Here is a 19,900-nt window from a genome sequence, read left to right as displayed (position 1 = left end):
ATTTCTGAAAACAAAAAACCTTCGTTTCCCTGATGGAAAACGAAGGTTGCTATTTTTTCATTCCGCCGATTATAAATAACGGTCATTTTTTCTTTCGGCGCCATAAAATCAAGAAAACGATCAGCAGCAGGATAACACCTGCGATCAATAAGGTATAACTTGGCGCTTCATTGGTTTTAGGTAATGTTTTTTCGCCATCGGCAGTTGCGTCTGCCTCTTTCGAAGAAGTCGTTGTCGCTGTTTCTTGGGCTGTCGTCGAAGTTGCCGTCGCTTCTTCAGTCGTACTCGTTTGCGTGCCTGTAGGCAGATACATGGAATCATTTGCCGCTTGAATGATATAAGAGATCCGTCCGGGGACAAAGGCACCTGGATCAACTTGCATCTCTTGTTCCATCTGATTCAAATTGGTCAAAATTGAGATCATCCATTCGTTGGAAACGGCTTGATTCAAATGTAAAAAGACTCCGTCTGCTGGATAGACGACCTGTAAATATTCCTGCAACTGATCCACGACAGGAATCAAGTCAGCAAAACTGGCGTAGCTATTCGCATCAAAAGCCAGTTGCGGCTCAATGGCTTCCCAGGATAACGTCTGATCGACAAACAAGGCACCGATGATTTTTGCCAAGTAAGCAATATCAAAGCCCATCGCATCACTAGAATAACGTAGCGCTAGGCGATTGCCATTGGTCAATTCTTCATCTGTCAACTGGTCCAACTGTTCTTGGGTAAATGCGGTCACACTGCCTTCAGTAATCCCTTGGGTTAACGCACTACGCAACGAACTAGGTTCATCGGCTAATGTATTGATTTCATTGACGTTTTGCGTTCCTGTCTCTGCTTGGATCGAGGCAATAACGGCTTCGGAATCGACCGGCTCTTGATTCTCGTCAGCTGTAGTTTCTGAAGTAGCGGATTGATCCGTTTCTTGGTTTTCATCTGTACTTTCTTGGGCAGAATTTTGGATCTGCTCACTGTCTGTTTGCCCTTCTGATGAAAGTGTCTCGCTAACGGCAGCCGGATTGTCACTTCCACTCGTAGCCGTTTCATCTGCATGAACCATCAATGGTGAAAATGCCAACGTCATTAGTCCGAGCCAAATTATTTTTTTCATCGTCATTGCCTCCTCGTATGGGATTTCTCCCTTTGTAACGAAACTGTAACATAAAGGCCTCGTTTCCGCAATCAATTTAGTAACTTCTTAAAAAAAACCTCCATCTTTATCAGATAGAGGTTTTATCATTATTTTATCGTTGCCACGTGCATCACTGCTTGACCTGCGTTTGTTTCCGCGATCGGTAACAGTTCAACGTTGGCTGCTTGGTCCATATTGGTGATAATGACAAGCATCTCAGAAGCTTTGCCTTTAGCCGTCAACTGCGCCAAATCGACTTGGGCAACTTGGGTGGCTGGTGTCACGGCTTGGCCTTCCTCCACCAGGATTTCAAAAGGTGCTCCTTGCAATTCCACGGTGTCGACACCCATGTGTAGCAGAATCTCTAGTCCGCTGGCAGTCTTGATCCCCAATGCATGTTTCGTTGGGAAAATCGTCGTGATCGTTCCTGCTACTGGTGCAAAGATCGCTCCATTGTCTGGCAAGACAAAATACCCATCGCCCATCATTTTTTGCGAAAATACCGGATCACTTGATGCACTGATTGATTTTGTCGTGCCTGTTGCTACTGCGTATAAGGGTGTATCGATCGTTGTTGCTGATGAATTTGCTGCCGTTTCCTTTGCAGCCGTTTCACTCGTTTCTTTTGGTTGCGGTTGCACAGTGACGGTTGCAGCTGGTTTTGCCTCCTCTGCCTCGCTTTCTTTGACTGCTTCTAAGCGATCTTTAGGAATCCCAAAGAAGTAGGTGGCAACGAAGCCGCCAGCATAGCCTGCTAACAAGCCGAAAATATAACCCATCCAACGGCCGTTGGCAATCAATGGAATCAAAGCTAGCCCTGATGGTCCAATCGCCGTTGCGCCGATATTTGTCAAAGCGCCAATGACCGCACCACCGATCCCACCACCAATACAAGCAGTGATAAATGGTCGACCTAATGGCAATGTCACTCCGTAGATCAATGGTTCGCCGATGCCTAAGATCCCAACTGGCAATGCACCTTTGATCATTTCAGAAAGCTCTTTGTCTTTACGTAGTCGTACCCATAAGGCGAAAGCTGCTCCGACTTGACCGGCCCCAGCCATGGCTAAAATCGGTAATAATTGCGTGCTGCCTGTTGCCTCGATCATTTGGATGTGGATCGGGGTCAAAATTTGATGCAAACCAAACATGACCATTGGTAGGAAGGCCGCCCCTAAGACAAACCCAGAAAACGCACCGCCCACATTCAAGACCCAAGTGATTGAACCGACTAAGCTGTCAGAGATCAGACCTGCCAATGGCATGATCAAGAAAATCTCCGTCAAACCGATGATCAACAAACACAACGTCGGGGTCACGATAATATCGATCGCTTCAGGAATCACTCGATGCAGCACTGCCTCTAATTTCGCCAAAAGCCATACAGCGAAGATCACACCGATGATCCCCCCTTGGTTGGCAGCTAAAGCTTCGCCAGTGAACAAGTTTTGGATCGGGGCTTCCGGGTTCATACCTGTCAGCAAGATGATCGAACCGATCACTCCACCAAGGGTTGGATTGGCTTTAAAGACCTGCGCAGCATTGACCCCAGTAAAGATCGCTAAATAGGTGAACATCCCATTTCTTAGGACGTTTAAAATCATGACATAATAATTCCAAGTGTCTCCATCTAAAGTTCCAGCAGTGATCATGTTGGTCAGAACGGAGGCGATCCCTGCAACGAGTCCTGCACCAACGAAGGCTGGAATCATTGGAACAAAGATATTTGAAATGTCTTTCAGCAGCGACTTCAATGGTGATGATTTTTGTTTGGCTTTTTGGGCTGCTTTCATCTCTGCCGTTTTTTCTGATAACGCCTCTTTGCCTGATTTTTGCTGCGGGATCTCTTGCCCCAAATCAACACCGGCTTTTGCCACCATTGCGTTAGCTACTTTGTTGACTTTCCCTGGTCCGATAATGACTTGCAGCTGCTCGTCATTGACGACACCCATCACACCGGGAATCTCTTTTAACCCTTGTTGATCGACCTTGTCGTGGTCGCGGACGGTCATTCGTACGCGAGTCATACAGTGATTGACTGTTTCTACGTTGTCCATTCCGCCGGCTTCTTGAAAAATCTTCTCCGCTAACTCTTCTACCGTCAGTGTTTCTTTTGCCATTACTTTTCTCCTCCTAACGCCGTTTTGACAAACCCTTGTGCCGTGGCAAGTTTTGCTTGTGCTTCGTCTTTCGTGCTATCCGTCAACAGCATCACGATCGCCAATTTGACATTCTGATCTGCTTCTTCAAATGCTGCAGCGGCTGTTTCATAATCAGCTTCAGTTGCCTGCATGATGATCCGTTTTGAGCGTTCCACCAATTTTTCGTTGGTCGCTTTCACGTCGACCATCAAATTATTGTAGACTTTACCGATCCCTACCATCGATAACGTCGAGATCATATTCAAAATCAATTTTTGGGCAGTTCCTGATTTCAAACGAGTCGAACCCGTCAGAAACTCTGGGCCACAATCGACTTCAATTGGAAAGCTGGCATGTTGAGAGATCTCCGCATCTTTGTTACAAGCGATCGTAGCCGTTGTGGCACCAAGCTCATTGGCGTAATCAAGAGCCCCAATCACGTAAGGCGTTCTACCACTGGCAGCGATCCCGATCACCATGTCATTTGGGTTCAACTTCAGATCGACAAGGTCTTGTTTCCCTAGCGTTAAGGAGTCTTCTGCTCCCTCTACAGCAACCGTCATCGCTTCTTCGCCACCGGCGATCAGACCGACCACCATCTCAGGTGATACCCCAAAGGTTGGGACACATTCGGCCGCATCCAAGACGCCTAATCGACCACTTGTCCCAGCGCCAAGATAAATCAAGCGTCCGCCTTTTTTAAAAGCAGCGATAGTTTGTTCAATCACTTTTTCAATACTAGGAATTTCATTTTCCACCGCATAGGCAACTTTTTGATCTTCTTGGTTCATTTTTTGACACGCTTCTAAAATTGTCATTTCATCTAAATTACTCGTTTCGCTATTGCGTCGTTCAGTCGTTAATTTGTCTAAATTGATTTTATTCATTGGAATCATCTCTTTCTAATTTAAATCGCATCCCTGCTTTGATTTGTTGGATCAAAGGCAGATCAGCTGGTATCACCTGAGCGGCGAGGTTGACTTTTGGGTCTGCTGGCAAAGGACGTTTGCACACTTGAATCTCTCCCATATAGCGCAAATACTCTTGGTTATCGATCGTCACAGCACCAATTGTCCGCTCTTGACTAAGTTCAGGTTTGACTTCTGGAATGGCATTGAAACGGGCATCAGCACTGCGCAAGACATCCCGAGCTTCATCGTAACGATTCTGGTGATCCCCTAGTACGTGTTCAAAGTAAGTAGAACCAAGATCTTTGACCCGCAAAACGATCCGCGCTTCTTGCAGATACGTCGCAAACTGCTGCGCACTTTTTGCAGAAACCATCCCATCACCAATGTAAACAGCATCAACTGAGCCAGTAGCCAACAAGTCGATCGCTGCGGCAAAAGGCGACCAGTTGCGGTGTCTTTCCAGTGTGGGTAATCCTTGAAATAACGGTCCGCGTTTCTTGGCATCTCCTGGAACAAAGGCTTGGACGAAAAAGCCTTGTGCTTTCAACCAGCGGTTCTTCTCCTGAAACCAGTCAGCATCCAGTCCTGTTTCTGGTCGGGGGTAATAATTGTGCCAAGCTTCCAAACGAGTAAAATCAGCTCCATACGTCTGCAGCTCTCGAATGTCTTTTTCCGTTAATGTACTGGCATTCAAACTAATGGTCATTTCTTTTGAAAAAGCAGCGATTTGTTGATTGTCGATGGCATAGTCCATTCGTAAACCAGTGACACCGATCTCCCTTAGTTCCGCCAGATTGTCGATGGAAAAGCCCGCTTCTGCTAAGGCGTTTCCAGAAATATCTACCATTAAAGACAGCTGATGGTCTTTTGCGAAACCTCCCAAGTCCGTCAGACGCTGCCGATAGGTACTGCGATCGTCTTCTGGTATGTGCATGGAGGTGAAAATCCCTTTAAAGCCTGATGCCATCGCAGTCATCTGCTCAAGTTCTGCTGCCGTCAAGTCTTCGTTCATAAATACAGAAAAGCCGAACATCTCTTTGCCTCCTTGGTGAGTCACTATCGTGATACCGTTTTCTATAAAAGCATTATAACTGATTCTCTTCCTGTTCGCAACTATATTTCATAATTAAATCATCAATATAGAAATATCGTTTCATTTAATAAGAAAGCTTTACCGTTTAAACTTTCTTATGCCCTTCTTTCTGCACTTGTGGTACACTTTATTAGGAACGAAACTTGCTTTCGTCATTTTTACATAGTAGGAGGAATCACATCATCAATGATTACAATGGATGATATTATTCGCGAAGGCAATCCAACCTTGCGTGAAGTAGCAAAAGAAGTACCATTTCCTTTGAGCGAAGAAGATATCGCACTAGGAAAAGAAATGATGACCTTTTTAGAAAACAGCCAAGACCCAGTCAAGGCAGAAGAACTCGAATTAAGAGGTGGTGTTGGTCTAGCAGCTCCTCAATTAGATATTTCAAAACGAATCACAGCGGTCCTCGTCCCTAGCAGCGATCCAGAAAAAGCAGAACCTGATTTTAAAGATGTTCTTTACAATCCTAAAATTCTAAGTCATTCCGTGCAAGAAGCTTGTTTGGGTGAAGGCGAGGGCTGCCTGTCCGTGGACCGTGAAGTCCCTGGCTACGTGGTACGCCATGCCCGGATCACGATCAGCTATTACGACATCAACGGCAAAAAGAAAAAAGTTCGTTTAAAGAACTATCCTGCGATCGTCGTTCAGCATGAGATCGATCATTTGAACGGGGTCATGTTCTACGATCATATCAATCAACAAAATCCTTTTTCATTGAAAGAAGGCATTTTAGTCATCGACTAACTAAAAAGTCTCTACCGACATTTTGCGGCAGAGACTTTTTTTTCTTCTATATTATTGAGTATCCTCTGGATATCTTCCTTCAAGGTTTTGGCGTTAATTGCCTTTTGCTAGGCTTTCTTGATGATCGGCTTTGATTTTTTCTAATAACGCCGGTTGTTCAAAAAGATCTAACGCGGTCAGCGCTAAAAGTTCAGCCGCGATAGCGATCGACTGCAAGCCTTTTTCACTCTTGGCAGCGGCTTTGAATTCTTCCGAATGACCCGCAATGTAGTCATCTGAAATCGAAACGGTGGGTTGGATCGTCGGGATCACTTGACTGACATTGCCGACATCAGAAGAACCAAGACTTGTTTTGGCTTCCGTATCGATCTCATCGGCAGGTACGCCCGCTTCTTGGGCATGGGCAAAGAAAATCTCATCAAAACTTGGTGTCACGATCACATCATCGACGGAGTTTTGGAACAAGCCGAATTCATAGGTCGCTCCCGTGGCTAAAGCGGCTCCTTTGACGATGTTTTCGACTTTCTCGTAGACATCGTTCAAGGTCGCTCGATTGGCTGCTCGTAAATAAAAACGACCGGCTGCATATTCTGGCACGACATTGGCTGCCACGCCACCATCGGTGATCACACCATGAATATTGACGTCTTTTGGTAAGTGAAGACGCAATCCATTGATCCCGTTAAAGACTTGCAGCAATGCTTCTAACGCGTTGATGCCTTTTTCTGGTGCAGCTGCCGCATGGGAAGCTCGACCATAGAACTTGATATCCACTGGATCATTGGCTAATGACGCTGTCGTTTTGCCATAGCGATGGGCTGGATGGACACAAAGAGCGGCATCGACATCATTGAAGAACCCTTCACGGACAAAACTGCCTTTAGCGGAACCATTTTCCCCACCTTCTTCTCCTGGCGTCCCATAGACTCGAATCTCCCCGCCTAGCTCATCGATGAAAGGTTGCAGGGCACTGGCTGCTAAGACGGAATAAGTCCCGAAGAGATTGTGCCCACAAGCATGACCGATCCCTGGTAACGCATCGTACTCAGCTAAAAAGGCAATCGTTGGGCCCGGTTTTCCACTGACATAGCGGGCATCAAAGCCGGTACGATGTCCTGCGACATCCTTTTTAACAGCAAAGCCTTCTTTTTCTAATTGGGCGATCAGGGCATCGGCTGAGTAAAACTCATAGTTGCTGACTTCTGGGTGATTATGGATATCTAATGCCAAGGCTTGATAAGCGGCTAAACGCTCTTGGATAAATGGTTTAATCGTTGCTTTTGTAATAGTTGCTGTTGTCATAATCAAATCTCTCCTTTTTCTTACATGGTTTTTTTCAGTGTTTTTATCAAATTACATAGCACTTATTTTGCTCCAAAGGTTTCCCAAGCAGGAACACTTGATCCTTTTGACGTTTCCTCGATGACTTTTTTCGTATCCTCTGTTTGGTAAGCAGCAACCACTTTTTGGTAAACTTCATTGTCTTCATCTTCTTTACGGGCGGCAATGATGTTGACGTAAGGACGGGCCGTTTCATCAACAGGCTCTAAAAAGATTGCATCTTCGGTAGGCACAAATCCTGCATCTACCGCCATGCCGCTATTGATAACAGAAACATCGACATCGGAAAGTGCCCGGGCTGTTTGCGCTGCATCAAGTTCCGAAATTTCTAAATTCAAACGGTTTTCAGTAATATCCGCGACCGTTGGTGTTTGTCCGGCTGCTTCATCCACTTTGATCAATCCAGCTGATTGTAACAAGAGCAATGCCCGACCACCATTGGTCACATCATTCGGGATCGCAACTTTAGCTCCTTCAGCCAAGTCGTTGACATCCGTCACTTTGTCGGAATAAATGCCTAATGGCGCGTTGACTGTATTGCCGATCGATACGAGATCGGTACCAAATTCTTTATTATAATTGTCCAAGAAAAATTGGTGTTGGAATGAATTGAGGTCAATGGAACCATCAGCTAATGCTGCGTTGGGTTGATTGTAATCAGAGAATTGGACATATTCTAAATTGATGCCTTCATCTTTTAAACGATCTTTGACATCATCCCAGACATCGGTGTCCGCGCCAATCACTCCTAATTTCACAGTGACTTCTTCTTGATCAGTGGCTGCGGCACTGCCATTGTTTCCGCATCCGGTAATAAATAATAATGCTGCCCCTAAGACGATTGATTGTACGATTTTTTTCATTTTTTCTTCCTCCATAGACTTGCTTGTTTTTTTATTTGTACGTAAGTGGTGGTCAGTGTGATACTCGTTTAATGAGTAGGTTGCTGACAAATTGACTGATAAAAACGAATACTAAGATGATCAAGGTCGCCATGATCGTGACATCGGTCTGGAATCGGTTGTACCCGCGGGTGATGGCTAAGTTACCTAAACCGCCAGCGCCAACTGCTCCTGCCATGGCGGTCAATCCGATCACATTGATCACGGTCAATGCAGAGACCCGAATGATTCCCGCCACGCCTTCTGGCAAATAGACCCGAAAAATGATGCCGAAAGGACTGGTGCCCATCGCTTCGGCTGCTTCCACGACACCGGGGTCAACTTCTAGCAAGGCAATCTCGATCTGCCGAGCAAAGAAAGGAATGATCCCAGCAATCAGAGGAACCAATGCTGCTGTTTCGCCGATCGTCGTTCCCACAAGAAATCGGGTAAAGGTTCCTAGTAACGTCAATAAGATAATGAAAGGGATCGAGCGGACCACATTGATGACTTTATCGAGAAATTCAAAGAGCGGTCGATTTTCTAAAATCCCGTTCGGTCGCGTCACTACTAGGACGATCCCTAACAAGATACCTAAGATGCCCGCAATCAAAGAGGTCCAAAAAACCATATATAAGGTTTGGATCGTTGCTGCGACAAATTCATCTTGGATCGCAACAACATTGGGAAAATATCTTTCTAATAAGGCAGCCATCTAAAATCCTCCTTTAATCACATTGTTTAATGGTTCTGCATGATTTTCTTTTAAAATATTGGTGTACACTCCTTGAGACTTCAAATATTCTAAGGCATGTTTGCGCTGTTGGTACTCTCCGGATAAGCTAACGACCAAGCTGCCGATCGGCACTTCTTGCAAGATCTCCACGTTACCGTAAAGAATATTGGTGGTCACTTTGTAGCGACTGTACAATTGGGCGATCAGTGGTTCATTGGTTTGATCCCCCACGTAGGACAGCTCCACCAGCCATTCATTCGGTGCCAAGGAAGAAAACTTCGAACTGCCGAGGATCGTTTCTAAGGCTTGGTCGATGTGCGTCGCCGTTCGGATGAAATCTTTGGTCAATGGTTTTTCTGGTTGGCTAAAAATCTGAACGCTCGAACCTTGCTCAATAACTTCACCGTCTTCCATCACTGCCACTTTGTTGCAGATTTCTTTGACAACTTGCATTTCATGGGTAATGATCACGATGGTCAAACCGAGAGTCCGATTTAATTTTTTCAACAAAGCCAATATCTGTAAGGTCGTTTTCGGATCAAGGGCGCTAGTTGCCTCATCACACAGCAAGATCTCTGGATCATTTGCCAAAGCTCTGGCAATGGCGACCCGCTGTTTTTGTCCTCCAGATAGTTGGCTAGGAAACGCTTGGGCTTTTTCTTCCAATCCAACAAGCGCCAGCAGCTCGGTTACTTTTTGATGACGTTCCTGTTTGGACCGTCCCCCATATTTCAAGGAAAAATCCACGTTATCAAAAACATTGCGGCTGTCCATCAAGTTGAAGTGCTGAAAGATCATTCCGATCGTTTTCCGTTTTTCTCGCAGGTCTTTCGCAGAAAGTGTGGTCAGCTCCGTGCCGTTGACGACGACGCTGCCGCTGCTTGGGCGCTGCAATAAGTTGATCACACGGACGAGTGTACTTTTCCCGGCGCCTGAGTAACCCACGATGCCGTACACGTCCCCTTTGTCGATCTCGATCGATACGTTTTTGACCGCTTGGATCGCGGGTTTCTTTGATTGATTGAATGTTACTGATATATCTTTTAATGAAATCATCGTCTTCCCCCTAGTTCTTGTCTTTTTCAATAAAAAAAAGGCATCCTCAAACAAGTCACCTGTGACTTGTTTGAGGACGCCTTTTTGCGTGTTACCACCTCAGTTTAAGCTGTACTCGCATACAGCTCCTTTTCGAGTACGATCATACTCTAGCCAGATAACGGTCGCTACCGTCGTCGCCTTGCAAACTACTGCTCGGAACGAATCACTCCTTGGCCATTTTCTAAAAGTCGTTTGATGCTTCTTTTCAGCTACCGAAGCTCTCTGTTGAAAAAACGTGCTTTTGTACTTACCAATTCTTCGTGTGTGGTGCTATTTGATTTTTGTGTATAAAAAAAGTCCTTTTACCAGCGTTTGCTAGTAAAAGGACGAATACTCGTGTTACCACCTTTTGTTTAGAAGGTTTCCCTTCCCTCAACCCAACGTCTAGCCGTGCTAGAGATTGGTGCACTTTGTAACGGTAGTGCGCATCCGTGATTGCCTACTTATCGACAATCAATCCTCCAAGGCCATTTTTCATCGCTTCTGACTTGACTCTTTCCACCAACCAGAGTCTCTCTTTAAAGTATCCGCGGTTACTTTCCTTCTCAACAGATTCATTATTCTTGTTGAGTTGTACTTTACTGGAAAATGAACGTCTTGTCAACAAAAAATCACAATTTTTTCATCTAAGTGTTCCCCAAGACTGCCGATAGCGTCCTTGCCAGAATGGTTTACGCCTCAATTTTGATAGAGCATGCCTTTTTCTGCTAACTGTTGTTTGGCTTTTTCCAGAGCCGCAGGATCGGTATAACGCAGCGTATGCAAGTGCACCCCGTTGGTTAAATCAGAGAGCAAGCGGGCTTCTGCATGTTGGGTTTTGTTGATGAAATCAGTCACGTCTTGGTCTGTTTGAATCTGCAAATTGCCAGTGATCTCTCCATAGATTTCATGTTCAACGATGACATCGACCACTTCCACGCCACAAGCGACAAAAATCCGCAATTCTTCTTCGGTTTGTTCAGGCCGATGCTGCACCGCTAGCTTGCTGACATGCCCCGCCTCATTCAACAGTGCTTGCAGTCGATAGCCGCGAGCAGTGGCCGCGATCGCTTCACCGGCTGCTCGCAGCAAGGCAATGTCCCCAACGATGATTTGGCGACTGACTCCTAGTGATTCTGCCAGTTTGCTGGCACTGATCGCTTTGTCCGCTTGCTTCAATGCCGCTAAAATCGTTTCTCGACGTGTTGCTCCATCCATACTCATTCCTCCAATTGATTCTCTTGATAGGTTTTTGAGTGTTTCATAATTGATTGAAACATGGCTAAAATCGTTTCCTCATAGGCTTGATTTGAAATCGCCTGCCGAATATTTTCCAGCACTTTCTCTTCACGATTTTCATCTAAAACCGGCAACTGACTACTTTTCTTCAATTGCACGATTTCATTGACTGTACTCATGCGTTTTTCTAAAAGATGCGTGAGCTGCCAATCAATGTCATCGATCGCCGCTCGCTGAACAGCCAAAGGATCTTGCTGGTTGTTTTCTTCTTCCAAGTCGATCGTCTTGATGACCCGTGCCGGATTTCCCGCCAGCACAACATTGTCTGGGAATGATTTTGTGACCACACTGCCAGCCCCCACCACGACATTGTTGCCTAAGCGGACCCCTGGCAAAATCGTGGCCGCGCCACCGATCCACGCGTTATCGCCAATCACGATCGGTGCCCCTAATTCTAAGCCGCTATTTCGTTTGACCGGATGCAATGGATGAGTAGCCGTAAACAACCGAACATTGGGTGCCAGCATACAGTTGTCACCAAAGGTAATTGGACAAACATCTAATAGCACACAGTCGTAGTTAGCATAGAAGTTTTTGCCGACAGAAATATTGTAACCATAATCAAAGCGGACATTCGGTTCGATATAGATTCGACCAGTCACAGAGCCGAAAGTTTCTTTTAGTAACTGCTCTTTGATTTTTGTATCAGTTTCTTGGTTGATCAGGTTCATTTGTTCACGGGCATATTTCCGGTCTGCCACCAATTCTGGATCTGGGGAAAAGTACAATTCGCCAGCAATCATTTTCTCTTTTTCGGTACGTTGTGTCATATCATAAACTCCTTCATTCAATTTTCTGGAAAAACGTTTCGGCTGCTGCGGTCAACATGCCATATTCATTCGGGATCGCCAATGGTTCCTTATTGATGACCAACACCTGCTGGCTGTAATCGACTAGCCCTGCAAAAGGATAGACTTGCAGCGAAGTCCCCACGACCACCGTCAGGTCGGCTTGAGCAACGGCTTGAATGGCTCCCTCAATGGTTTCATCCGTAAATCCTTCCCCATAAAGCACGATCGCCGGCCGAATCTGACCGTCACATCCTGCATGGTGCCAATCCTGCAAATACGCTTGCCAAGGTACCGGATTACCGCATTTTCGGCAATAACAGTTGTACAAGGAGCCGTGAAAATCGATTCTTTGGTGACTCCCCGCTTTTTCATGCAGTCCATCGATGTTTTGTGAAACGACCCAAACTGTTTTTTTCGTTTGTAGCGCAGCCATTTTTTGATGAATGATGTTCGGCTGGGCCTGAGGATGGTAAAGGTGCTTGACGAACTGATAAAATGTTTCCGGTTCGTTTTCTAAACAGTCATGGCTTAACAAATACTCTGGCTGGGCCAGTCCTTGATAGACCCCTTTTAAGGAACGGTAATCAGGAATGCCCGATGGGGTCGAAACACCGGCACCCGTCAAAAAGGTCACGGATGATGCGGCGGTGACCGTTGCGATTGCTTGCTCAATAGATACCTTCATCGTTCTAACTTCCTTTATGGCTTTTCTCTTATTCTAACCGAAAAAGAACCGTTTTTGCGAAAAATCAGCCATTTTCTTTTTTAAAAGCAACTAATGCTTTTTCTTGCGGAATTGCTTATAATAAATGCAATAAATACAAGAAGAATGGGAAAACCAAATGAAAATTTTGATTATCGAAGACAACAATGAGATCAGCGAAATGTTGGCTACTATTTTAGCAGCTGACTATACCGTCCAGCAAGCCTATTCAGGCACGGAAGGTCTGCTGCTTTTTCAGCAAGATGCTTTCGACTTGATTTTGCTAGATCGAATGCTCCCCGGTAAAGATGGGACACAAGTCTTGCAAGAGATTCGCCAAACCTCCACGGTCCCCGTCATTATCTTGACTGCCTTAGATGAACCAGCCGATGTTTCCACCCTTTTGCTGGCGGGGGCCAATGATTACTTGACCAAACCCTTCAATGTCGAAGAATTAAAGGCACGTATCATTGTTCAATTGCGAACAAATAAACAACCCCCTCCAGTTGCCAGCAGCCACTCGTATAAAAACATTCAACTGTTGCCTGACTCGTTTCAGCTGCAACGAGGAGAGGCAACGGTTCAGTTAAAGAAAAAGGAGTTTGAGATTTTTTCCCTGCTCTTAGCGAACCCCAAAAAAGTTTATACCAAAGAAATGCTCTATGAAGCTGTTTGGCAAGAACCTTACTACGGTGAAGAAAACACGATCAATGTCCATATCAGCCATTTACGCAGCAAAATCAAAACACTCGATCCAGATGAAGCGTATATCGATACTGTCTGGGGCATCGGCGTCAAGCTAGCTTAAAAAGGAGGAACCTCATGCATATACTTCAGTTTTTCGCCGCTCTGATCGTTGTGTTATTGTTTGGCTATTGGTTTTTCTTACTATATGATCTAAAAAAGTACCACCAGCAATTAACAAGAATCAGCGAAATCGAAACAAATCAAGAGATCCATTTACAGACCCGCGTCCCCGCTTTAAAAGCGATCGCCTTGTTAAACAATCAGATACTTAGAAAAAATAAGCAGCAACACTATCAAATGCTGCAAGAAAACCAGCAGTTGGAACAAGCCATTCAAAATATCTCTCACGACTTACGCACACCTTTGACGGTCGCCAGCGGCTACACACAACTGCTGCAAGCCGATGCGACCCTCACCCCGCAACAACTACAGCTGCTGGATAAAGTCAGCAGCAACCTAGAAAAAGTCGAAAATCATCTGGAACAGTTGTTGACCTATCAGCGTCTCAAAGACAATCAGCTCGCTTTGACTTTGGAAGAATTCAATCTTTCTCGTTTATTGGAAGAAGAACTGCTCCAGCTTTATCCTTCTTTTGAGGAAAACCATTTATCACTGACGGTTGCGATCCAACCCAACATCATGATCATTTCAGATAAAAAAAGCTGGCAACGAATTTTCCAAAATGTCCTTGGTAACCTGCTGGAACATGGCAGTGAAACGGGGACGATCCGCTTGAATCAGCAAGGAAATCGCATCGTTTTCCAACAGGAAAATCAGCTGAGATCACCGATCCAGCACCCAGAAAAATTGACCCACCGCTTTTATACCGAAGACCTTTCACGGCATAAACAGCAAGCCGGACTTGGTCTGTATATCATCGCGGCATTGACTAATGCATTAGACGGCAAGATCCAATTGGATACAACCGAAGAGACGTTTCGTTTGACCCTTTTTTGGCAGCAGTCCGTTGAACCCCACTAACTCATGGCTATACACAAAAAACACCCAATCGCTCGACCTTCACTAGTCGATACGGTTGGGCGTTTTTCTGCTCTTACAATTCTTGTCTCTTAAACACCAGATGCGCAGCCAAGAGGCAAAGCAATAAACTGATCAGGCTCCCAAGAAAAATGGGTTGGACTGTTTCCCATGTTTGGAAAGTAGTCATGGTCACCATCTCTAACCCGCCTTGAAAGTCCAAGTATTCTAAAAACTTCCAGTTGGGTAAAGAGATTCGGGCAATCGCAAAGGCCATCGGAATAAAAATCGTCGCCAACACGCTGACCGCTGTATTTTTGGTCAAATACAAAACTAGCACTGCAAAAGAGGAAGTCGCTAATAAAATCAGTACAAAACTAACGAAATAATACAACAAGTTTTCTATCTGTGAAAGGTCATTATAACCAATCCCCCCAATAACCGTTCCCGCTACAAAGCTCACCAAACAAATCGCGACGATCTGTAAGACCAGCACCAAAGTATAAACCAAGAATTTCCCAAAAAGATAAGCGGGTTTGGAGACACCAACGGTAATGATATTCTTCATCGTCCCTTTCGTGTACTCACTGCCTAAGACCTGCATCACCAATGGCAAGGAGTAATACAGCAACATGGAAGACAAACTGGTCTGGATCGCCAGAAAGCCAGTCATTTCCGTAAGTCTGCCTGCTGTTTGCGTACTATCCCCAAGAGTGACCCCTACACTACCATTGGAAACAACGGATAAAATCACCAACAATAAAATAATTCCTTCTGTGATCCAAAAACTTTTACTTCTTGATAAACGATACAAATCGGCTCGAATAAAATTCAACATCTTAATTTCCCCCTTCACTTGTTACTAACTCTTTGAAATACGACTCTAGATTTTCCCCTTCAAAAGAAATCCGGTCGATAGCGATCCCTTCATAAACCAGCTGACGGACCAGGTCACGAATCAACACATTCTCTTGATAAATATGAATTTTGTGGTCACTGACGACTTTATATTCGGAAATCAGCTGACTCTCTAGCAAGCGGCTAGCTGTGGCTACATCATCCACTTCTAATTGAATAAACCGTTTCGCCATCAGATCGAATTCGTGTTTGGTCATCTCTTTGATCAGACGCCCCTCACTAATGACCCCAAAACGTGTAGCCACTAGGTACAACTCTTCTAAAATATGACTGGAAATCAAAATCGTCATGCCGCGTTCTTGATTCAATCGTAAAAGCAGCTCCCGAAACTCAACGATCGCTACAGGATCCAGGCCATTGATCGGCTCATCTAGTATTAGAAAATCCGGTTGGTTCAATAAAGCGATGGCTAAGCCTAGCTTTTGTTTCATACCCAAAGAAAAATCACGGTATTTCTTGTGGCCAACATTGGTCAATCCGACAAACGCCAATGCTTTACTGACCGCCTCAGGTTCCACCACCCCGCTGATTTTGCAATAATAGTTCAAATTTTGTTCAGCGGTCAATTGGTCGTAAGCGACTGGGGTCTCAATCACATTACCGACCCGTTTCAGCATCTGAGTGTACGCTTTGCCGCCTTCAACATCAAACAACTGCAGACTGCCACTAGTTGGTTGGATCAACTGAACGATCGCTTTTAATAGGGTCGTCTTCCCAGCACCATTTCTCCCCACCAATCCATAAATATCTCCCTTAGCGATCGTTAGATCGACATCATGTAGCGCCTGCTGTTTGCCGTAACGTTTGTTTAATCCTTTGATTTTAAGAACATTTTCCATTTTTACTTCCTCCTTGCTTGCTTCTGTGCTCATTCTAGCAAGCAGATCTAAATCAGCTATTAACTAATTATTAATTGATTCTTAACTCGTAGTTTTCTGCAAAAAATAGTTTATTTCTATTATACACAGCTGAAAATGAACCGATCTAGAAAAACCGTCCCTTTTCAGCAAACCAACCAATAGCAGATGATCTTTTCATTACTGCTTTTGCTCTTTGTTTTTTGCCTCACAAAGAAAGAGATTCCTTCATGACAAGGAACAAAAAACGTGGTAAACTAGTCACGAATCAAAGTGAGGTGAAATACATTGGTAGCAGCTATTATTTATTGGGCAATGATCATTATCAGTTTCGGTTGGTTGGCAGTCAGCTTATATTTCTCTATCTTCTATTTAGCACGTAAAGAAAATGGCAATTTATGGGCATTCGGCTTTTTAAATGTCATCACAGCAATCATTCAAGCCATCGTCCTTGTGGTTTACCGTACCTTCGGACAAGATTGGGGCGTTACACAATACTCAAGCCTCATCTATCTAGCACTTGGCTTATTGCTTGCTTTGACAGTCATCCAAGCTGTTTTAGGCCGTGAACCAAAAGCGAAAGTCGCTTAAGGGTTCCAATAGACACTCGTAAAAACGATCCGCTTTCTCTTTGATAAAAATAGGGAAATGGTCGTTTTTTTGTTAAAAAGAATTGACATTTTGGTGCTTTTCTTCTAAACTCTGAGAAGAATCAAATTAAATACGAGTACCCTTTAACATTTAGGTAGAGGTCGCGAGGTTCATTAATCCTGCTGAGTGAAGCAACACGTTTACAGCAGAGCTAGGGAACATCGCCGAAACAAGGTCGGTTTTGCTTGCATCGATTTTGTTGGGCCGCAAATGAACAATTTGCGGACTGTCTTAGCTTGTCTAAGTTGCGCTATGTTTTGTGAAAGGTTTGTCGACGATGACCTGTCAACAGCCGTTTTCCAATCATGGAGTACGGCTGTTTTTTTGCTTTTTCATCCTTACCTGCTTGTCCAACTCGTGAAAGGAAAGAGAAAAAATGAAAAAAAATAATTGGATCTGGGCAGTCTTCGCCCTCTGTCTAACCCTCATTCAGCTGCCCCTAACCGTGCAAGCGGATGACCAAACGCCTGCGGAACAATTCCGTGTCGGTATGGAGGCAGGCTATGCCCCATTTAACTGGACGCAAACGACGGACGCCAATGGTGCCGTGCCGATTTCTGGGGAAGAAGGCTCGGCGTTTGCCGGCGGTTACGATGTCCAGATCGCCAAACGAATCGCTGAAGGCTTAGGCAAAGAATTAGTGATCGTCAAAACCCAATGGGACGGTTTGCCGCCAGCTTTACAAGCGGGGACTATCGATGCTGTGATCGCTGGTATGTCACCAACTGCCGAACGTCGCGAGCAAATTGATTTTACCGATCCTTACTATGAATCAGATTTGGTGGTAGTGGTTCGTAAAGATGGCGAGTTCGCCGATGCCAAAAGCCTCGCTGATCTTTCGGGGGCAAAAATCACTGCCCAGCTGAATACTTTCCATTATACGGTCATAGATCAAATCCCTGAGGTCCAAAAAGAACAAGCCATGCGGGACTTCTCCTCCATGCGCGTTGCTTTAGCTTCGGGTATCATTGACGGCTACGTCAGCGAACGTCCAGAAGGCGTCACTGCCGTCGGGGCAAATCCTGATTTGAAGATGGTCGAGTTCGATGAAGGCGCCGGTTTTGAAACCAATCCAGAAGACGTCCAAGTAGCAGTCGGAATGCGCAAAGGCGATCCCGATGTTGAAAAAGTCAATGAGATTCTTGCAGGAATTTCTGAAGAAGAACGGGTTTCCCTGATGGATCAAGCAGTCTTAGATCAACCTGCAGATGCCAGCGGAGAAACAGCGGATCAAGGTCTGATCGCTGATTTTAAAAAAATCATTGATGATTACGGCATGCTCTTTTTACGAGGCGCTGGCTTGACCTTATTCATCGCGATCCTTTCAACGATCATCGGATTGATTATCGGTCTTTTAGTCGGTATCTTCCGGACATTGCCGCTTTCAGAAAATCCAGTAGGACGTTTCTTCCAACGCATCGTCAATGGTTTACTGACCATTTATATCGAAGTTTTCCGCGGCACCCCAATGATGGTTCAAGCAATGGTTATTTTCTACGGAACTGCTCTAGCCTTTGGTGTCTCCATGAATCGCACGCTGGCAGCCGTGCTGATCGTTTCTATCAATACGGGTGCCTACATGTCTGAAATCGTTCGTGGGGGGATTTTTGCTGTAGATGACGGTCAATTTGAAGCAGCTCAAGCCATCGGAATGACCCATTGGCAAACCATGATCAAGGTCGTGTTGCCGCAAGTGATGCGCAACATTTTACCAGCTACCGGGAATGAGATCATTATCAATATCAAAGATACTGCCGTCTTAAGTGTTATCAGTGTTGCAGACCTCTTCTTCCAAGGTACATCAGCCGCTGGAACGAACTTCCAATACTTCCAAACATTTGCGATCATCGGTGTGATCTACTTAGTCTTGACCATCAGTGCCACCCAGATCTTGCGCTTTGTTGAACGCAAAATGGATGGTCCCAGTGCGTATGTCAAATTAGAAGACATCAACCCGAACGAATAAGGAGGAAGAACATGTCAGCAATCATTGAAATTGACCATTTAAAAAAGAGTTTTGGCGACAACGAAGTCTTAAAAGACATCAGTTTGTCTGTTAATAAAGGAGAAGTTGTCACGATCATCGGTTCTTCTGGTTCAGGAAAATCTACACTTCTTCGCTGCATCAACTTATTAGAAAAACCAACCAGTGGGCAAATCATCTACTTAGGTGAAAATGTGCTGGAAAAAGGCTATGACTTGCCGAAATACCGTACGCATCTAGGAATGGTTTTCCAATCCTTTAACCTATTCAACAATATGAATGTATTAGAAAACTGCGTGACGGGCCAAGTCACTGTTTTGAAACGTGATCGCAAAGAAGCAGAAGCGACTGCCAAAGAAAATCTGGAGCAAGTCGGTATGGCTCAATATGCCAATGCCAAGCCTTCCCAGCTTTCAGGTGGACAAAAACAACGGGTAGCCATTGCCCGTGCCTTATCGATGAATCCAGATGTCATGTTGTTTGATGAGCCGACTTCTGCGCTAGATCCAGAAATGGTCGGTGAAGTGTTGAAGACCATGAATACGTTAGCTCATACTGGCTTGACGATGGTGATCGTTACCCACGAAATGGGCTTTGCCAAAGAAGTGTCTGATCGGGTCATCTTTATGGATCAAGGTGTCATTGCCGAACAAGGGACGCCTGAAGATATCTTTATTCATCCAAAAGAGCAACGCACCAAAGAATTCCTTTCCCGTGTGTTGAATTAATTTTCTGTCTTGAAACACTTAGCGGTCTTCTTCCGAGCTTTTTCGTCCTTTTTCAGTAAGCTTGGAAGAATTCAATGCTAAGTGTTTTTTTATTGCAGGAGGAGGAATTGTCAGAATTTATCAAAAAATCACAAAAAACCATTGCTATTTGTTAGAAACTTTGTTATTTTTTTTAAAAC

At 44.9% G+C, this 19,900-nt stretch carries 19 protein-coding genes, 1 riboswitch and 2 other annotated features; of the genes, 6 read left to right on the top strand and 13 right to left on the bottom strand.

Features of this window, described 5'->3' with window-relative positions; genetic code table 11:
* Positions 1–82: 82 nt before the first annotated feature.
* The 4 genes from A5882_RS06685 to A5882_RS06670 all read right to left on the bottom strand — a co-directional run bounded on the left by A5882_RS06685 (position 83) and on the right by A5882_RS06670 (position 5,220).
* Complete coding sequence (locus A5882_RS06685; protein ID WP_086372557.1) at positions 83–1,114, bottom strand: LPXTG cell wall anchor domain-containing protein; 1,032 nt, start codon at positions 1,112–1,114, stop codon at positions 83–85.
* A 128-nt stretch (positions 1,115–1,242) separates the two neighbouring features.
* A complete protein-coding gene (locus A5882_RS06680) occupies positions 1,243–3,255 on the bottom strand; it encodes a glucose PTS transporter subunit IIA (RefSeq protein ID WP_086372556.1) in 2,013 nt (670 codons plus the stop codon).
* Positions 3,255–4,163: an N-acetylmuramic acid 6-phosphate etherase gene (murQ, locus tag A5882_RS06675; RefSeq protein ID WP_042890168.1), complete on the bottom strand. Its 909-nt coding sequence runs from the start codon at positions 4,161–4,163 to the stop codon at positions 3,255–3,257. The genes A5882_RS06680 and murQ overlap by 1 nt, the downstream gene beginning before the upstream one ends.
* Entirely contained in the window at positions 4,156–5,220 is a 1,065-nt protein-coding gene (locus A5882_RS06670) for a DUF871 domain-containing protein (RefSeq protein ID WP_034878114.1), read from the bottom strand. Before A5882_RS06670 ends, murQ begins: the two co-directional genes overlap by 8 nt.
* Before the next feature lie 246 nt (positions 5,221–5,466).
* Between A5882_RS06670 and def the strand changes: the two genes are divergently transcribed.
* On the top strand, positions 5,467–6,030 hold the full coding sequence (def, locus tag A5882_RS06665) for a peptide deformylase (protein WP_008376209.1): 564 nt from the start codon (positions 5,467–5,469) through the stop codon (positions 6,028–6,030).
* Positions 6,031–6,123: 93 nt separating this feature from the next.
* Here def and A5882_RS06660 read toward each other — a convergent pair whose 3' ends face one another.
* The 7 genes from A5882_RS06660 to A5882_RS06630 form a co-directional block, all read right to left on the bottom strand.
* The gene (locus A5882_RS06660) at positions 6,124–7,332 is read right to left on the bottom strand and encodes a M20 family metallopeptidase (RefSeq protein ID WP_005232314.1); all 1,209 of its coding nucleotides are present in this window, start codon (positions 7,330–7,332) and stop codon (positions 6,124–6,126) included.
* Positions 7,333–7,394: 62 nt separating this feature from the next.
* On the bottom strand, positions 7,395–8,234 hold the full coding sequence (locus tag A5882_RS06655) for a MetQ/NlpA family ABC transporter substrate-binding protein (protein ID WP_008376213.1): 840 nt from the start codon (positions 8,232–8,234) through the stop codon (positions 7,395–7,397).
* A gap of 52 nt (positions 8,235–8,286) precedes the next feature.
* Positions 8,287–8,967: a methionine ABC transporter permease gene (locus A5882_RS06650; RefSeq protein ID WP_008376215.1), complete on the bottom strand. Its 681-nt coding sequence runs from the start codon at positions 8,965–8,967 to the stop codon at positions 8,287–8,289.
* A complete protein-coding gene (locus A5882_RS06645; RefSeq protein ID WP_008376218.1) occupies positions 8,968–10,044 on the bottom strand; it encodes a methionine ABC transporter ATP-binding protein in 1,077 nt (358 codons plus the stop codon). It abuts the gene before it with no gap.
* A 69-nt stretch (positions 10,045–10,113) separates the two neighbouring features.
* Positions 10,114–10,354, bottom strand: a binding site (T-box leader).
* 51 nt (positions 10,355–10,405) lie between these two features.
* Positions 10,406–10,644: a binding site (T-box leader), on the bottom strand.
* A gap of 120 nt (positions 10,645–10,764) precedes the next feature.
* On the bottom strand, positions 10,765–11,289 hold the full coding sequence (locus tag A5882_RS06640; protein ID WP_016619644.1) for a transcription repressor NadR: 525 nt from the start codon (positions 11,287–11,289) through the stop codon (positions 10,765–10,767).
* Positions 11,286–12,134: a chorismate mutase gene (locus A5882_RS06635; protein ID WP_008376222.1), complete on the bottom strand. Its 849-nt coding sequence runs from the start codon at positions 12,132–12,134 to the stop codon at positions 11,286–11,288. Before A5882_RS06635 ends, A5882_RS06640 begins: the two co-directional genes overlap by 4 nt.
* A gap of 13 nt (positions 12,135–12,147) precedes the next feature.
* The gene (locus tag A5882_RS06630; RefSeq protein ID WP_005232325.1) at positions 12,148–12,840 is read right to left on the bottom strand and encodes an NAD-dependent protein deacylase; all 693 of its coding nucleotides are present in this window, start codon (positions 12,838–12,840) and stop codon (positions 12,148–12,150) included.
* 157 nt (positions 12,841–12,997) lie between these two features.
* On the opposite strand from A5882_RS06630, the gene A5882_RS06625 reads away from it, so the two are divergent.
* Entirely contained in the window at positions 12,998–13,666 is a 669-nt protein-coding gene (locus A5882_RS06625) for a response regulator transcription factor (RefSeq protein WP_005232327.1), read from the top strand.
* Between the two features lie 14 nt (positions 13,667–13,680).
* Positions 13,681–14,586, top strand: a complete 906-nt coding sequence (locus tag A5882_RS06620) for a sensor histidine kinase KdpD (RefSeq protein WP_086299019.1) — start codon at positions 13,681–13,683, stop codon at positions 14,584–14,586.
* A gap of 73 nt (positions 14,587–14,659) precedes the next feature.
* Here A5882_RS06620 and A5882_RS06615 read toward each other — a convergent pair whose 3' ends face one another.
* Both A5882_RS06615 and A5882_RS06610 read right to left on the bottom strand, forming a co-directional pair.
* Positions 14,660–15,421 carry an ABC transporter permease gene (locus A5882_RS06615; RefSeq protein ID WP_086372555.1) on the bottom strand — a complete coding sequence of 254 codons (762 nt, stop codon included), beginning with the start codon at positions 15,419–15,421 and terminating at the stop codon, positions 14,660–14,662.
* A 1-nt stretch (position 15,422) separates the two neighbouring features.
* Positions 15,423–16,340, bottom strand: coding sequence for an ABC transporter ATP-binding protein (locus A5882_RS06610; protein ID WP_034878119.1), 918 nt, complete (start codon positions 16,338–16,340; stop codon positions 15,423–15,425).
* 306 nt (positions 16,341–16,646) lie between these two features.
* On the opposite strand from A5882_RS06610, the gene A5882_RS06605 reads away from it, so the two are divergent.
* The 3 genes from A5882_RS06605 to A5882_RS06590 all read left to right on the top strand — a co-directional run bounded on the left by A5882_RS06605 (position 16,647) and on the right by A5882_RS06590 (position 19,721).
* On the top strand, positions 16,647–16,949 hold the full coding sequence (locus tag A5882_RS06605; protein ID WP_005232333.1) for a hypothetical protein: 303 nt from the start codon (positions 16,647–16,649) through the stop codon (positions 16,947–16,949).
* A gap of 147 nt (positions 16,950–17,096) precedes the next feature.
* A riboswitch (Lysine riboswitch) is annotated at positions 17,097–17,270 on the top strand.
* A 115-nt stretch (positions 17,271–17,385) separates the two neighbouring features.
* A complete protein-coding gene (locus tag A5882_RS06595; protein ID WP_005232337.1) occupies positions 17,386–18,975 on the top strand; it encodes an ABC transporter permease subunit in 1,590 nt (529 codons plus the stop codon).
* An 11-nt stretch (positions 18,976–18,986) separates the two neighbouring features.
* Entirely contained in the window at positions 18,987–19,721 is a 735-nt protein-coding gene (locus A5882_RS06590; RefSeq protein WP_005227196.1) for an amino acid ABC transporter ATP-binding protein, read from the top strand.
* The last annotated feature ends 179 nt before the right edge of the window (positions 19,722–19,900 follow it).

Source organism: Enterococcus sp. 4E1_DIV0656, from assembly GCF_002140695.1.
GTDB classification, from domain to species: domain Bacteria; phylum Bacillota; class Bacilli; order Lactobacillales; family Enterococcaceae; genus Enterococcus_D; species Enterococcus_D entomosocium.
The sequence above is the reverse complement of the archived record's forward strand: the minus strand, read 5'-3'. Positions and strand labels throughout refer to the sequence as shown.

Coding starts and splice junctions, on each gene's coding strand:
- A5882_RS06595 (WP_005232337.1), top strand. CDS start 17,386: ATGAAAAAAAATAATTGGATCTGGGCAGTCTTCGCCCTCTGTCTAACC.
- A5882_RS06620 (WP_086299019.1), top strand. CDS start 13,681: ATGCATATACTTCAGTTTTTCGCCGCTCTGATCGTTGTGTTATTGTTT.
- A5882_RS06615 (WP_086372555.1), bottom strand. CDS start 15,421: ATGTTGAATTTTATTCGAGCCGATTTGTATCGTTTATCAAGAAGTAAA.
- A5882_RS06680 (WP_086372556.1), bottom strand. CDS start 3,255: ATGGCAAAAGAAACACTGACGGTAGAAGAGTTAGCGGAGAAGATTTTT.
- A5882_RS06660 (WP_005232314.1), bottom strand. CDS start 7,332: ATGACAACAGCAACTATTACAAAAGCAACGATTAAACCATTTATCCAA.
- A5882_RS06625 (WP_005232327.1), top strand. CDS start 12,998: ATGAAAATTTTGATTATCGAAGACAACAATGAGATCAGCGAAATGTTG.
- A5882_RS06685 (WP_086372557.1), bottom strand. CDS start 1,114: ATGAAAAAAATAATTTGGCTCGGACTAATGACGTTGGCATTTTCACCA.
- murQ (WP_042890168.1), bottom strand. CDS start 4,163: ATGAATAAAATCAATTTAGACAAATTAACGACTGAACGACGCAATAGC.
- A5882_RS06645 (WP_008376218.1), bottom strand. CDS start 10,044: ATGATTTCATTAAAAGATATATCAGTAACATTCAATCAATCAAAGAAA.
- A5882_RS06655 (WP_008376213.1), bottom strand. CDS start 8,234: ATGAAAAAAATCGTACAATCAATCGTCTTAGGGGCAGCATTATTATTT.
- A5882_RS06670 (WP_034878114.1), bottom strand. CDS start 5,220: ATGTTCGGCTTTTCTGTATTTATGAACGAAGACTTGACGGCAGCAGAA.
- A5882_RS06635 (WP_008376222.1), bottom strand. CDS start 12,134: ATGACACAACGTACCGAAAAAGAGAAAATGATTGCTGGCGAATTGTAC.
- A5882_RS06650 (WP_008376215.1), bottom strand. CDS start 8,967: ATGGCTGCCTTATTAGAAAGATATTTTCCCAATGTTGTTGCGATCCAA.
- A5882_RS06610 (WP_034878119.1), bottom strand. CDS start 16,340: ATGGAAAATGTTCTTAAAATCAAAGGATTAAACAAACGTTACGGCAAA.
- A5882_RS06590 (WP_005227196.1), top strand. CDS start 18,987: ATGTCAGCAATCATTGAAATTGACCATTTAAAAAAGAGTTTTGGCGAC.
- A5882_RS06640 (WP_016619644.1), bottom strand. CDS start 11,289: ATGAGTATGGATGGAGCAACACGTCGAGAAACGATTTTAGCGGCATTG.
- def (WP_008376209.1), top strand. CDS start 5,467: ATGATTACAATGGATGATATTATTCGCGAAGGCAATCCAACCTTGCGT.
- A5882_RS06630 (WP_005232325.1), bottom strand. CDS start 12,840: ATGAAGGTATCTATTGAGCAAGCAATCGCAACGGTCACCGCCGCATCA.